The organism is Paraburkholderia sp. GAS41 (assembly GCF_050436545.1).
Taxonomy (GTDB): Bacteria; Pseudomonadota; Gammaproteobacteria; order Burkholderiales; family Burkholderiaceae; genus Paraburkholderia.
In genome coordinates this window covers 113751-127405 of the sequence record NZ_JBNDMK010000015.1, presented here as the reverse complement: position 1 = coordinate 127405, position 13655 = coordinate 113751, and the positions used below count along the sequence as shown (strand labels likewise).

At 63.8% G+C, this 13655-nt stretch carries 12 protein-coding genes; 4 read left to right on the top strand and 8 right to left on the bottom strand.

Annotated elements, in window-relative coordinates:
* Positions 1-18: 18 nt before the first annotated feature.
* The 3 genes from P3T43_RS20915 to P3T43_RS20905 form a co-directional block, all read right to left on the bottom strand.
* On the bottom strand, positions 19-660 hold the full coding sequence (locus P3T43_RS20915; protein WP_429282950.1) for a GNAT family N-acetyltransferase: 642 nt from the start codon (positions 658-660) through the stop codon (positions 19-21).
* Positions 661-771: 111 nt separating this feature from the next.
* Positions 772-1323 (bottom strand): dTDP-4-dehydrorhamnose 3,5-epimerase, encoded by a 552-nt coding sequence (gene rfbC, locus P3T43_RS20910; protein ID WP_429282949.1) that lies wholly within the window; start codon positions 1321-1323, stop codon positions 772-774.
* 128 nt (positions 1324-1451) lie between these two features.
* The gene (locus tag P3T43_RS20905; protein ID WP_429282948.1) at positions 1452-2702 is read right to left on the bottom strand and encodes an oligosaccharide flippase family protein; all 1251 of its coding nucleotides are present in this window, start codon (positions 2700-2702) and stop codon (positions 1452-1454) included.
* A gap of 135 nt (positions 2703-2837) precedes the next feature.
* On the opposite strand from P3T43_RS20905, the gene P3T43_RS20900 reads away from it, so the two are divergent.
* Positions 2838-4106, top strand: coding sequence for a glycosyltransferase (locus P3T43_RS20900; protein ID WP_429282947.1), 1269 nt, complete (start codon positions 2838-2840; stop codon positions 4104-4106).
* Positions 4107-4171: 65 nt separating this feature from the next.
* Here the strand turns inward: P3T43_RS20900 and P3T43_RS20895 are convergent, their stop codons facing one another.
* On the bottom strand, positions 4172-5395 hold the full coding sequence (locus P3T43_RS20895) for an acyltransferase family protein (protein WP_429282946.1): 1224 nt from the start codon (positions 5393-5395) through the stop codon (positions 4172-4174).
* A 482-nt stretch (positions 5396-5877) separates the two neighbouring features.
* Between P3T43_RS20895 and P3T43_RS20890 the strand changes: the two genes are divergently transcribed.
* Together P3T43_RS20890 and P3T43_RS20885 are read left to right on the top strand one after the other, a co-directional pair.
* Positions 5878-7293 (top strand): hypothetical protein, encoded by a 1416-nt coding sequence (locus tag P3T43_RS20890; protein WP_429282945.1) that lies wholly within the window; start codon positions 5878-5880, stop codon positions 7291-7293.
* Entirely contained in the window at positions 7290-8486 is a 1197-nt protein-coding gene (locus P3T43_RS20885; RefSeq protein WP_429282944.1) for a glycosyltransferase, read from the top strand. Before P3T43_RS20890 ends, P3T43_RS20885 begins: the two co-directional genes overlap by 4 nt.
* A gap of 18 nt (positions 8487-8504) precedes the next feature.
* Here P3T43_RS20885 and P3T43_RS20880 read toward each other — a convergent pair whose 3' ends face one another.
* Positions 8505-9146 carry a DapH/DapD/GlmU-related protein gene (locus P3T43_RS20880; RefSeq protein ID WP_429282943.1) on the bottom strand — a complete coding sequence of 214 codons (642 nt, stop codon included), beginning with the start codon at positions 9144-9146 and terminating at the stop codon, positions 8505-8507.
* Between the two features lie 287 nt (positions 9147-9433).
* On the opposite strand from P3T43_RS20880, the gene P3T43_RS20875 reads away from it, so the two are divergent.
* Complete coding sequence (locus P3T43_RS20875; protein ID WP_429282942.1) at positions 9434-9970, top strand: hypothetical protein; 537 nt, start codon at positions 9434-9436, stop codon at positions 9968-9970.
* 6 nt (positions 9971-9976) lie between these two features.
* On the opposite strand, the gene P3T43_RS20870 is transcribed toward P3T43_RS20875, so the two are convergent.
* From P3T43_RS20870 to gmd, 3 genes are all read right to left on the bottom strand, one after another.
* A complete protein-coding gene (locus tag P3T43_RS20870; RefSeq protein WP_429282941.1) occupies positions 9977-11335 on the bottom strand; it encodes a glycosyltransferase WbuB in 1359 nt (452 codons plus the stop codon).
* A gap of 121 nt (positions 11336-11456) precedes the next feature.
* Complete coding sequence (locus tag P3T43_RS20865; protein WP_429282940.1) at positions 11457-12413, bottom strand: GDP-L-fucose synthase family protein; 957 nt, start codon at positions 12411-12413, stop codon at positions 11457-11459.
* Positions 12414-12418: 5 nt separating this feature from the next.
* Positions 12419-13537 (bottom strand): GDP-mannose 4,6-dehydratase, encoded by a 1119-nt coding sequence (gene gmd / locus P3T43_RS20860; RefSeq protein WP_429282939.1) that lies wholly within the window; start codon positions 13535-13537, stop codon positions 12419-12421.
* Positions 13538-13655 lie beyond the last annotated feature (118 nt).

Here is a 13655-nt window from a genome sequence, read left to right as displayed (position 1 = left end):
GTATGGATCGTCGCAGTCTCACGCTGCGCGGGCAATCTGCCGACACGGCAACGCGAGCCGCCGCGACCATGTGGCGAGCGTCCGCGCCGCGACGGCGGGTTTGCTGAGAATCGCACTGTCGTAGCATTTGCCGTCAAAGCGCGTGAAGTCGACAATGCGAAAGCCGTGACCGCGATAGAACGCAATCAGATGATTGGCGGGCTGCGGGGTGTCGAGGGCGAGTTCCGCATAGCCGCGCGTGGCGGCCCAATGATCCGCGAAGGCCAGCAACAAGGTGCCGATGCCGCGCGCCTGCCAGGCCGGTTCGACACCAAACTGGCGCATGCTGGCAATCTCGTCGCGCCGATACAGTTCGCAGGACGAATCGTTATCCGGTGCATACAAGGTCATCGTGCCGACGATGCGGCCATCGCACACCGCCACGTAGCAGTCGCCGCGTGTGGCCCGCGAGCGTGTGACGGCGGCACTCTGATCGACGCAGGTGCAGTTCAGCCCCATCCCACCCAGCCGCGCAAACGCCCGATGCAGCATATCCGTAAGAGTATCGAAAGAATCGCGCGCCGGATCGAAGCGCCGCAGTTCGATGCGGCCAGGACCGCGCCTCACATAGTCGATCCGTTGGGGCTGCTGCGTGGCTGCGCGTGTGTTCACCTTGACCATCCAAGTTCATCAGGTTGGTCGAAGTGTAGATTTGGCCGGTGATCGCCCGCAAGAAAAAATCTCGTAAAAACTGCATGGGGCGCGTCGACTCGCACGGCTGCCGGAGCGCCCTCAGGCGTAATACTCCGCCTCGTACAGGCGCTTGCCGGCTTCGTCCTTGGCGGCAAGAATTGGCGCGAACTCGATTGGCCAGTCCACGCCAATATCCGGATCGCTCCACAGCAGGCTGCGTTCGTGTTCGGGATACCAGTAGTCGGTCGCCTTGCACAGGCACTCGGCCGTGTCCGACATCACCACGAAGCCATGCGCGAATCCTGGCGGCACCCACATCTGCCGGCGGTTGCTCGCACTCAGATGAACCCCGATCCATTTGCCGAAGTTGTGCGAACTGAGGCGGATATCCACCGCCACGTCGAACACATCGCCCACCACGACGCGTACCAACTTGCCCTGCGGATGCTGGATCTGATAGTGAAGTCCGCGCAATACGCCGCGCCGCGAGCGTGAATGATCGTCCTGCACGAACTCGGCGCCCGCTCCTACACGGTTCGCAAATTCATCCGCGTTGAACGTCTCGAAGGCGCTGCCCAGCTCGTCGCAGAACAGATCCGATTCGACAATCTTGACTTCCGGAAGCGCGGTTCGCGTCACCCTCATACTCATGCCGTCCGACCCATAAAGAGTTGCTACCTTTGCGCAACGGGGACTCGCGCTGCGGCTCGCAAGCCGCTCGCGTCCGCTGGTTGCGCGATGCGTTGTGCCCGGCCGTGCCGATGTTGGATAACGTGCGTTCATGCTGGCATCTTGACGATTCGGTAGAGCATCCAGGCCGCGCTGCCGGCGAGACCGGCCGTCATCGCCCACGCTACGCCTGTCACTCCCCACAGATGAGTCGAGGGCGGCACGATGACCACCAGTGCGATGGCCTGCAGCACCGCCGCATGCGTGGCCACCTTGGGAGCGCCGATGGCGCGCAGATAAGCGACCAGCATTGTGTTCGTCGCACCGAACGCCATGTTGATGACGAAGATCTTGAAGAGCGGCACCGCGGACATCCATGCGGAACCGAGCACCAGCATGAAGAGCGGCGCGGCAGTCCAGCGCAGCAGCAGGACCACCGCCACCTCGCCCAGCACGATCACCGTGAGGTAGCGGAAAAATAGTCTGGATGCCGAACCGTCTTCACGCCGATGATGCGCAGAGAAGGTCGGAAACAGATACTGGCCCAGCGCCACCGACGCATCCACGAGCAACATCTGCGCAAGCTTCGACGACATCTGATACGCACCCAGCGCCACCGGGCCAAGCAGTTTTGCAACAAGCACCTTGTCGAACTGGTTGAGCAGCAGATTGACCACGCTGCCTGCCCAGATCCAGCGGCTGAAGTTCACGTAATGGCCGATACCGTGCCACGCGAGGCGCACCGGCGGGCGTGGTCCCATGGTCGTCCAGGTCAGCACGGTCTTCAGCGTTTCACCCACGATCATGCCGATCAGCACGGCAAAGACGCCCGTGCCGCTCCATGCGCACACGAGGCAGATCGCGCAGTCGGCGAAGGCCGAGAACGTTTCGACGCCGGCCAGTTGCGCAAAGTGCCGCTCGCGTTGAACGATGTAGTAGGCAGGTGAAGCAATCCCGCGGATCAGCGGCAAGGCCGCAGCCATCTGCAGCAGCACGAGCGAACCACCCAGATGGAACTGCGCGTTCATCACCGGCGCGAGCGCGATCAGCAGCAGGCCGATCAGCAAGCCGCGTGCGGTCAGCGTGGTCCAGACCGCGCCGAGTTCCGGGCGGGTCGGCGTGGCCTTTGCCTGCACCACGGCTTGCGCCAGACCGGTGTCGCTCAGCGCTTCGGCAATCGCCACCGCGAGCAAGGCAACGCCGACGCTGCCGATCGCGGCGGGGCCGAGCATCCGGCCGATGGCGAGGAATTTCACCGCCGCCAGGCCGCGCACGGCAACCTGCTGGATCAATACCCAGGTGGCCGCGCTGCCGTCAAATGCAGGCCTCATCGAGACAAGCGGTACCCTGATCGATCTCACCGATGCCCTCCCCTATCAAGCATTCGCAATCCATCCTTGACACGGTAACGCGGCTGTTTATGCGGGGACCGCCATCTCATAGCCGATATCGGCCCCGCGCGGGCCTGCGACACTGTTTTTCGTTACCTTGGGGACATGACAAAAGATACGATCCTCATTATCGAGCCCGATTTCTCCGGACACCGTTGGCGCTACGCCGAGTGGGCCGCGCAAGCCTGCGTGGAAGCGGGTTACGCATGCGTGATCGTGACGGCTTCAGCCAACGCGCCCCATCCGCTCGCGCAACGCCTCGCTGCCGGCCGGGGCGCAAACACCCAGGCCGACCTGCAGATCGGCTTCGTCGACCCGCCCGCCGAGGCCAGCCGCCGCGCGAGCCTCGGCCTCGGTTCATTGAGCTACGTGCATTTCTTCCGCTATTTCCAGCACATTTATCGCACCGTGGGCCGCGAGCACGGTGTCGCGCTGGTGCTCGTGCCCTATGTCGACTACTTTTTTTACGCGCTGCCGCTGCTCGGCACACCGTTCGGCACGACACCCTGGTTCGGCATTACGATGCGCGCGACCTTTCATCATCACGAGGTCGAAGTACGCGCACCGCGCCGCCCGCTCGTCAATGCCGTCAAACGGCACCTGTTTCGCCGCGCGGTTCGCACGAGCGGCCTGAAGGCCTTGCTGAGCATCGACCCGACGCTGGCCGATTGGTGCGAACGGCATCCGGAGCCCGGCGCTGCGCCTGTGCAGTATCTGGCCGATCCTTCCCCTGATGCAGCGCCGCGGGATCCATGGCTCGCCCGCGAGCGGCTCGGGCTCGCCGCGCACAGCCAGTTCGTGCTGGTGTACGGCGCAATCAGCGATCGCAAGGGCATTTTCGAACTCATCGACGCGCTCGCTGCGCGCGACGAAGCGCCGACACTGGTCATCGCAGGCGCGCAGGACACGCCCGTGCGCGCGCCCTTGCACAAGGCGCTGAAGCAGCTGACACCCGCGCCCGTGGTGCTCGACCGCTTTATCGACGCCGACACCGAACAGGATCTCTTTTCAGCGTGCGACGTCGTCTGGCTCGGCTATAAGGGACATTACGGCATGAGCGGTGTGCTGGTTCAGGCGTATCGCAACGGCAAGCCGCTGATTGCGACGGCGGATGGACTGATCGGCTGGCTTTCTCGCAGCGGTGAGCTTGGGCCGGTCATCGACGATCTCGAGCCCGATTCGATCAATCATGCTCTGGACGCCGTACTGGATTCGCCGTGGGTGCGGCCGGACTCCGCGCACGGGCATTTGCTGGAGCGCAATACGCTGGCTCACTTCAAGCAAACTTTGCAGTCGGCGATTCAGGCGTCGTCAGCCCGTCATACTCGCGACGCCGCCACGCTTCCCGCTCAAGCCGCCGTGCCGGGTCCGTGATGCGCGGGTGCGTCCGCGCCCATCTCAGCCCACGCCAGTGACGGCGCCTGCGTGAACATTCACGCTCACCACACGCGTCCGCCGACGGCCGGCACTTCCACTTCCTCCGGTATCCCCTCGCCCTGCGGCCCTTTGCGGCGCGCCGGGAAAATCGCATCGCGGATACGCAAGAATGGAAACTCGATGGCGCGCGTCGTCACGTAGCCGATCACGATCGCAATCACGAACTGCGCGATCAGCACCGGCGCCCATGCGGCAAGCGCCGGCACGTGCAGCGCCGCGAGCTTGCGGATCAGCATGTCGCCGGGGGCGAGCGCCAGCGAATGCCACAGGTAGATGCCGTACGAGTACACACCGATCCATGCCACCGCGCGGAACCACCAACCCTCACGCAGCTTGTGGGAATACTCAATGGTCAGCACGATCAGCGCGCAGAAGCCCAGCGCCTGGATCGTGTAGCCGATGCTCTCGTCGAGCGCGATGTTGCCGGTGGCGAGCACGAGCCACGCAATGAGCGCCGCCACGAGACCGACCAGGGTTTTCTTGTGAGCGGCAAAGCGCCGGTACAGTTCGGGCTTCATCCAGTAAACGGTCGCCAGAATCACGCCGAACAGCAGGCTGTCGATGCGGTACTGGGTGTAATAGAACGCTGCATGCAGATCGCCGTTCGCCACCACCACGCAGCGCGCCGCCAGCACGATCACGCAGATCGTCAGCAGGGTGGCGAGAATCGCATTCGCGCGCAGCTTGAGGGCCGCGACAATCAGCAGCAACGCCGGCAGGAATAGATAGAAGTGCTCTTCGACCGCGAGGCTCCACGTCTGCGAAATTGAGGAGCCCAGATAATTCTGCATATGCGTGAGATTCTGCACGAGGAACGTGCCGGTGGGATGGCGCCCGCTCAACACGTGGAACAGGATCAGCACGTAATAGGCCGGCCAGATCTTGAAGATCCGCCGGATGATGAAGCGCCGCGCGTCGATGTGCCCCGCCTTGGCATATTGCTTGAGCAGAAGTCCGCCCACCAGAAAGCCGCTCAACGTAAAGAACAGGTTGACGCCTTCAAGGCCAAAGCTTTTCAGCGGATACTCGATTGCCGCGACAATCGCACTGCCCGTGTGCACGGTGTGGAAGTGAAAGCCCATCACGGCGATGATCGCAATGCCGCGAATGAAGTCCAGCTCGATCGAACGCTGGGGCGCCTTCGAATCGTGGGCGTTCTCTTTCCCGAGGTCTTTCCCGAGGTCTTTCCCGAGGTCTTTCCCGAAGTCTTTCCCGAACCAGCGCATGATTTCCCCCCTGATACGGAATTGACGTGTTCCGCCATCTGTCCTCTTATCTTGTTGTGACGGGTCCGCCTTGATCCGCCAACATCACGGCATTCACGGCCATCCGCCGACGCCGTTGGCGAAGCCCAACGCCCGCGCGCGGGACTGTACCAGGGCAGCAGTCGATTCACGCCGAAGGCTAGTCGCGGGACGCCGCAGCGGCCGGCCGACAGCACGCGCACTGGTATATTCAAGGCCATGATTGGGGGAATGCGGGGCCATGGGAATCACCATGCGACAACCCGCGTACAGTCGGCACATGCCACGTTACACGCTGCCCGCGCGGTCACGCTTCGCGGTAGCGGCACTCGTGGCAGACATGCAATCGCACCAGCACGCATTGCAGCAGCGCCTGACGCATTCTGGTCGCGCATCTCGCACCGGTCTCCTCCATGCCCGTATCGCTCGTGACGTGAATCTCGGAGCATAAGGAGAACCCAGCCGTGCGCAACAAGTTCACCTCGGTCTGGATCTGGCTGTTCCTCATACCGCTCGCGTTCGACTTCAAGGCCACCGAAGACGCCACCAGCCATCTCGCGCAGATCCTGCTCGTGGTGCCTACCGTGGGCGCGGGATTGCTGCTGCTGATGATCGCCCCGCGCTTCCAGCACCGCTCCCACATGCGCAAGGTCGTCCTCTGCGCGCTGCTTATGACGATTCTCGGCAGTGCCTTCACGCAGGCGCTGCGGGGCAACGACGTCGGCAATTATCTGCGTGTGCTGCTGCCGTTCCTGCTGTTCCTGCTCGGCTACCTCGTGGCCTGCCATCCGTGGAGCGATGTACGGCTCGCCCAGATCGAGAAGACCCTGCTGTGGGCCATGGTGATGTCACTCGCATTCACCCTCGTGTATGGCTTCAAGACCATCGGCTCGCTTGAGGACGTGCGCTTCCGCATCGTCTCGGTCACCTTCCTCGGCCTGCAGGGGCTCCTGCTGCACGAATTCGTCGTCGCCAAGCGCTACAGGGCCTTCTCGATTGCGGTGTTTCTCGCCACGATCGTGATCGAATTGCTGAGCGTGACGCGCTCGCTGATGCTCGCCACCATGCTGCTATTCGTGCTCGCCACCTGGCTGAGCGCGCCGTCGCTGCGGCATATGGTGCGCGCGGCGTTCCGCTCGCTCGTGATCGGCCTGCTGATCGGTGCGGCCGTCGCGGGTGCGGCCGCGCTGTTCCCGTCGGTATCGGAACATTGGACCCAGCGCATTTTCGCCTCGAAGGAAACCCAGGCCCACGTCGATCCGACCACCATCACGCGTCTCGCGGAAATGAAGGACCAGTACGATCAGGTGACGTCGTCATCGTTCGCACTGCTAGCCGGTGAAGGATACGGGCACATGTACCGCTATTCGCCGAGCTATCTGCCCGACCTTCATGGGCAGATGAGCGCCAAGGATTTCTTCGCCATCCGGGAATGGGTAGCAGGCCATAACTTCTGGGTGTACCAGTTGTTTGCCGGCGGCCTGCTGTTCGGCATCGCCATGCCGCTCGCCATTCTCTACGCGCTCATCAAGGGCGTGTTCGCGCACCGCGAATGGCGGCGGCGCATGCCGAACCTGTTGTATTTGCCGGTGCTCGGCCGTTCGCTCATGATGCTCGCCGCCGTGCCGGCCATCTCGATTGGCGGCAATCCATTGGGGCCGCGCTTCTCCGGACTCGTGTTCGGTGTCGCCCTTGGCCTCGTCGTCGCCAGCTATGCACGCATCGCGCAAACCATGCGCGTGCGCGCGGCACGCCGCGTGGTGCGTCCGCAGCGCGCCCCGAGCATGTCGCCCGTGCCGCCATGGCCACGTGGCACCCTCGAAGGCCGGCCCGGTCTCGCGCAGTTGCCGCCGGGCCTTTCTGGACGGGGCCCGTCATGAAGATTCTGCATCTGCTGGCAACGCTCGACCCGCGTGCGGGCGGCCCGACTGAAGGCGTGCGGCAAAGCGGCATCAATATGACGGCGCTCGGTCACGAGGTGGAAGTCGCCACCGTCGACGATCCGTCCGCGGCATGGCTTGCGGCATTTCCGCTGCCGGTTCACGCCCTCGGGCCGGCCAAAGGGTTCTACGGCTTTACACCGAAGCTCGTGCCGTGGCTCGAGGCCCATGCGACCTCGTTCGATGCGGTGATCGTCAACGGTCTCTGGCAATACCCCGGCTATGCGACGTGGAAAGCCCTGCGGCGGCTGAACGTGCCGTATTACGTGTTTCCGCATGGCATGCTCGATCCGTGGTTCAAGCGCACCTATCCGCTCAAGCATGTCAAGAAGTGGCTCTATTGGCCGTGGGCGGAATACCGGGTGCTGCGCGACGCCACGCGCGTGCTGTTCACCACGCAGGAAGAGTGCCGGCTCGCGCGCGAATCATTCAGCCTGTATCACGCCAACGAGGCAGTCGTGGCCTTTGGCACGAACCGGCCGCCCAGTGATGCGGCCAGCCTGCGCGAAGCGTTTTACAACGCGCACCCGGCGTTGCGCGACCAGCGCCTGATCCTGTTTCTCGGCCGCATCCATCCCAAGAAGGGTTGCGATCTGCTTTTGCAAGCCTTCGCCGCGGCGCGCGAACTGGAGCCGGCGGCACGTCTGGTGATGGCCGGTCCCGATGGCGACACGTGGGTGCCGACGCTCAAAGCGCTTGCCGACGAACTCGGGATCGCCAGCCGGATCACGTGGACCGGCATGCTGCAAGGCGACGAAAAGTGGGGGGCGTTCTACGCCAGCGACGCGTTCGTGCTGCCCTCGCATCAGGAGAACTTCGGCATTGCAGTGGCCGAGGCGCTCGCCTGCGGCCTGCCCGCGCTCATCTCCGACAAGGTCAATATCTGGCGCGAGGTTCAGGCAGACGGCGCGGGTTTTGTTGCACCGGATAGCGTCGCGGGCACGCTCGCCAATCTGACTCGCTGGATGCAGCTCGACGCCATCCAGGCCGCAGCGATGCGGACGCAGGCACTGCACTGTTTCGAGCAGCACTTCACGGTCGACGCGATGTCCGCCGATCTGCTGCGGATCTTGCAGCAGGACCGCCACAAGCCTCGCAACGAGGAAGGCACACTCGCCCTCGGCCGGAGCTAGCGGGCCGCCCAGCTCACGCTACGGCATGCGCTGGACCGCATCCTGTGACGCGAAGCGCGGTTTGATGAAACGCACAGGATTGCCGCCGTAGACGCCTTCGGCTTCAAGTGAGCGATGCACCACCGAGAGCGGCGTCACGAGCGCCGAACGGCCAATGGTCACACCCATCTGCACCACGCACTTCGAAGTGATCCATACGCCGTCTTCAATCACGATAGGCGCTACGTGCAGATCCATGCTGGTGGCGTAATCGTGCGAGCCGGTCGTAAGAAAAGTGCCCTGTGAAATGCACACATTCGAACCGATGCGAATCGGCGCCTGGTTGTAAATCCACGCATCGACGCCAAACCACGAATTCGCCCCCACTTCCAGATTCCACGGCGCCTTTACGCGCAACGGATGCATGAAGCGGCAGTTGGGGCCGATCTTCGCGCCGAACAGGCGCAGCACCCCGACGCGCACTGCCGAAAACGGTATCAGCTTGTTGTTGATCAGGCACGCTTCGACCACGAACCACAGTGCCTCGGTCAGGCGGCTCGCGCGGCGCACATAATTGCCCTTGCCCGCCAGGCTCAGATCGATGACGGCCGACGCAGGCGCCGCTCCGCTTGCCGGATCCGGCTGCCATTCAAGCGCTGTGTCGAGTTGTTCGCGTTTCATCTGAATGTTGCGCTCCACTTGCATCCTGCTGCCTTCTGCATCAACACCTGCCTACCTCTGCCGCCACGCGTTTTGTGCTTCACGTCCCAGCTTTTTTGCAGCGGCTGAGAAATTGTGCACAGCCGCCACAGCGTTTCGCGCGTGCCAGCGTCAATTGGCTTGATGCACCCAGGCTTTGTCGGCTTTGAACTGACATCTCGTCCGGACCGCGACGCGGTTGACACTACCATTAGCATGACGCAGCGCGATTCTCCGCGCCGCCGCCTGTCGTGCATGGACCTCTTCCCATGAATCCTCTTGCCTTGCGCATCACGCGCTCCTTCTCTCTCGCGCTGGCTTGCAGCGCGATGTGCAGTGTCACCTATGCCCAGGCGCTCGCCACGTACGGAGATGCGCCTGCGGCCGAAGCGGAGGGCGCAGCCGCCGCCTCGAACCGTGCCGGCAGCGGCGGCGGTTTGACCTCACGCAGTGGCGACGCATCGTTGCTGGGCGCGCCCGCCACCTACGGCGCGGTCTATCGGTCCCAGACCATGGGCGACGACCTGCAGCAGGATGTGCCCGCCGCAGCCGCCGACCCTCAGGGCCGTGGCGTCACGCCGGTCGAACATATGCTCTCGCAACCCGGCACGCCCCAATCGGCGGGTGCCGCTGTCCGTACCACTAGCGCCGGCACTGCGCGCCGCGCCACAGCGGCTGCCACCGCCACTGGAATCGGCAGAAGCACCCTGAGTGACGACCCTGCCACCGCCGCGGCGCGACAGCTATACGGTGACGGCACTCCCAGCCGCGCCGTCCATCACGACATCTACAAGTCGCCCTGGTAAGCGCGTTCAATCAACCTGCGTCGACTCCAACGGCGCCTCAGTCAGCTTCTCGCACGATGGACCGTTTGCATCGCTTGCGCCGTTTGCATTGCTTTCCGGATTCGACGGGTCATGGCGCGGCACTGTAATGCCTGGCATTCCACACAATTCGGCTAGCCTGGCGTTCAACGCCCCCAGCACGCTCACACCTGACAAAGTACGTTCAGCGTAGGCGCGACCTGCTGCGCCGAGCGCCGCACAACGCGCCGGATCGGCGGCGAGCGCCACGATCGCCTCGACCAGCGCGTCGACATTCTCCGGCGGCACCACCACCCCGCGCGGCGCCACCACGTTGTACAGCTCAGTGCCCGGACACGCCATTGCGATGATCGCCCGGCCGCTCGCGAGCATCCCGTTGAGCTTGGACGGCATCACCAGATCGGCGGCACCGCCGCGTTGCGGCAGCACGTGAATGTCGGCAAGGTTGAGTAGCTGGTTCAACTGGCGCGCCGGCTGCACCCCCATAAAGCTGCAATTGCGCAAGCCGGCGCAACTCGCTTCGAGCAGGGCTTGAACCGGGCCGCTGCCGCAGAACACGAAACTGATGTCGGGGCGCTCCACGAGTTCCGCAGCGGCCGCTGCCAGCACTTCGAGACCCTGCTTGGAACCCATATTGCCGGCATACAGCACGACCGTCTGCGGCAAGCCCCGTTGTTCGAGGCCGAGCAGTTTGCGGTAATAGCGGGCCTGAGCGAGCGGGACGATCGCACGCGTATCGACCCAGTTCGGCAAACAGTAGGTCTTGAGCGGATCGACGCCCTTGGCGATGGCGCGCTCCACCATCTTCGCGGACAGACTCGACACCATGTCGAAGCCACCCAGCAGCCGCCGTTCGATAGCGTGTGCCACGCGGCGTGCCAACGAACCACGGATCAGGCCCAGGTCGAAGGCGGCATCCACCTCGTAGTCCTGAATGTGCAGCCACGAGCGCGCTCCGCTCAGACGCGCGACCAGCCAGGCGCCCGGTGCGCTCATCAGGCTCGGCGCGATGCTCATGACCAAGTCGGCTCGCCACGCCACCTGCGCGGCAAGCACCGGCAGCGAAGCCAGTGAAAAACTCGCCAGATGCAGCAGGCGCGCCACGCCCGTAGGCTGGGCCGGCACCCACAATGGGACGCGCTTCACGCGCACGCCGTTGCGTAACTCGCGGCGATAGCGCCACGCGCTAAAGCCTTCGGCCACGCGCCAATGCGGGTAATACGGCGGGCCGCACACGACCCGCACCTCGTGACCTTCGGAAACCAGCGCTTCCGCCATTTCAGCGGTGTATTTGCCGACCCCCGTGAGCTCCGGCGCATAGTTGAGCCCCACGATGAGAATTTTCATACCCCTCCTGTTCCGCACGTCGCGCCGCGCGCGTTGGCGCAATCGTGCCTTACTGCCCCGCCACTTCGTAGACCTGACCAGCGCGCCGCCATGAGCGATCGCGGCGGCGCCGCCCGCGCTGTCAAACCGTCCCTTCTGAAAGCGTGGCCGCGCCAAAGCGCGCAACGAAATCCCGATAGGTCGCTTCGATCCCTTCCTGCAAGCCGATGCTCGCGCGCCAGCCCATACGCGCCAGACGCGACACGTCGAGCAGCTTGCGCGGCGTGCCGTCCGGTTTCGAGGTATCGAACACGATCTGGCCGTCGAAGCCGACCGTGGCCGCGACCCGCTCCGCCACCTCGCGGATCGACAGGTCGTCGCCGACGCCGACGTTCAACAGGCCATCGGCGACCTCGCGTTCGAGCACGAAGGCCGTCGCAGCGGCGAGATCGTCGACATGCAGGAACTCGCGGCGTGGCGTGCCGGTACCCCATACGGTCAACACGCGCTCGCCGTTCAGCTTCGCCTCATGAGCCTTGCGGATCAGCGCCGGCAGCACGTGACTGTTACGCAGATCGTAGTTGTCGTTCGGGCCGTACAGATTGGTCGGCATCAGCGCGACGAACTTCGTGCCGTACTGGCGGTTATAGGCCTCGCACAGCTTGAGCCCGGCAATCTTCGCAATCGCGTAAGGCTCGTTGGTGGATTCGAGCGCCGAACTCAGCAGGTAGTCTTCTTCGATCGGCTGCGCGCAGGCCTTCGGATAGATGCACGACGAGCCGAAGAACACGAGACGCGTCACACCCGCCTGCCAGGCCGCGTGAATGACGTTGGTCTCGATCGCCAGGTTCTGGTAAATGAAGTCCGCGGGTTGCGTGGCGTTGGCGAGAATGCCGCCCACGCGCGCCGCCGCCAGCAGCACGACATCCACCCGCTCCGCGTCGAAAAAACGCTTCACCCCGGCCTGGTCGAGCAGATCCAGTTCAGCGTGCGTTTTCGTCAGGATGTCTGAGTAACCGTCCTCCTGCAGACGGCGGACCAACGCCGATCCGACCATGCCCCGATGGCCGGCTATGAAGATGCGCGCGCTCTTGTCCATGGCCGTTACTCGTGATGTTCGAGGGCCTTGAAACCGGCCAGCGTCACTAGCGCGTCGCGGCGCGCAATCTGGAAGTCGGCTCGCACCATTTCCTTGACCAGCGTCTGGAACGACGTCACCGGCTTCCAGCCGAGTTTGGCATGCGCCTTGGAGGGGTCGCCCAGCAGGGTCTGGACTTCGGTCGGCCGGAAATAGCGCGCATCGACGCGCACGATCACGTCGCCCGGCGAGAGGCGCGTTTCCTTGCCCTCCACCTTGTCGACAATGCCGACTTCATCGACGCCCTCGCCTTCGAAGCGCACCGTCACGCCCAGCTCTCCCGCCGCCGCCTGGATGAACTCGCGCACACTGTACTGCTGGCCGGTCGCGATCACGAAGTCTTCCGCCTGCTCCTGCTGCAGCATCATCCATTGCATTTCGACGTAGTCGCGCGCATGGCCCCAATCGCGCAGCGCGGACAGGTTGCCCAGATACATATCGTCTTGCAGGCCCACCGCAATCCGCGCGATGGCGCGGGTAATCTTGCGCGTCACGAAGGTCTCGCCGCGCACTGGCGATTCGTGATTGAACAGGATGCCGTTGCACGCATACATGCCGTACGCTTCGCGATAGTTGACGGTGATCCAGTACGCGTACAGTTTCGCCACCGCATAGGGACTGCGCGGATAGAACGGCGTGGTTTCTTTCTGCGGCATTTCCTGCACCAGCCCGTACAACTCGGAGGTGGAGGCCTGATAGAAGCGGGTTTTCTTTTCGAGCCCAAGAATGCGCATCGCTTCGAGAATTCGCAGCGTGCCGAGGCCATCCGCATTGGCGGTGTATTCCGGTTCCTCGAACGACACGGCAACGTGGCTTTGCGCGGCCAGGTTGTAGATTTCGTCCGGCTGCACGCGCTGGATGATGCGCACGATGCTCGACGAATCGGTCAGATCGCCGTGGTGCAGGAAGAAGTGCCGGTCGGCCACATGCGGATCGCAGCACAGATGATCGATCCGATCGGTATTGAACAATGACGTGCGCCGCTTGATGCCGTGCACATCGTAGCCTTTGGCAAGCAGCAGATCGGCGAGATACGAGCCGTCCTGTCCTGTTACTCCGGTTATCAAAGCGATCTTACGATCCATTGTGTTCCCCTCGTCGAAGCGTTTGACTGCTCGTTTGACACCTGCGGCGCGTGCGGCGGTCCACCGCACGCGTGTAGAAACGGTCCTGCTTTACGGCACGAACGCGCGCTGCCCGCGC

Coding starts and splice junctions, on each gene's coding strand:
- rfbC (WP_429282949.1), bottom strand. CDS start 1,323: ATGAGTATGAGGGTGACGCGAACCGCGCTTCCGGAAGTCAAGATTGTC.
- P3T43_RS20865 (WP_429282940.1), bottom strand. CDS start 12,413: ATGGACAAGAGCGCGCGCATCTTCATAGCCGGCCATCGGGGCATGGTC.
- P3T43_RS20875 (WP_429282942.1), top strand. CDS start 9,434: ATGAATCCTCTTGCCTTGCGCATCACGCGCTCCTTCTCTCTCGCGCTG.
- P3T43_RS20900 (WP_429282947.1), top strand. CDS start 2,838: ATGACAAAAGATACGATCCTCATTATCGAGCCCGATTTCTCCGGACAC.
- P3T43_RS20895 (WP_429282946.1), bottom strand. CDS start 5,395: ATGCGCTGGTTCGGGAAAGACTTCGGGAAAGACCTCGGGAAAGACCTC.
- P3T43_RS20915 (WP_429282950.1), bottom strand. CDS start 660: ATGGTCAAGGTGAACACACGCGCAGCCACGCAGCAGCCCCAACGGATC.
- P3T43_RS20870 (WP_429282941.1), bottom strand. CDS start 11,335: ATGAAAATTCTCATCGTGGGGCTCAACTATGCGCCGGAGCTCACGGGG.
- P3T43_RS20880 (WP_429282943.1), bottom strand. CDS start 9,146: ATGAAACGCGAACAACTCGACACAGCGCTTGAATGGCAGCCGGATCCG.
- P3T43_RS20885 (WP_429282944.1), top strand. CDS start 7,290: ATGAAGATTCTGCATCTGCTGGCAACGCTCGACCCGCGTGCGGGCGGC.
- gmd (WP_429282939.1), bottom strand. CDS start 13,537: ATGGATCGTAAGATCGCTTTGATAACCGGAGTAACAGGACAGGACGGC.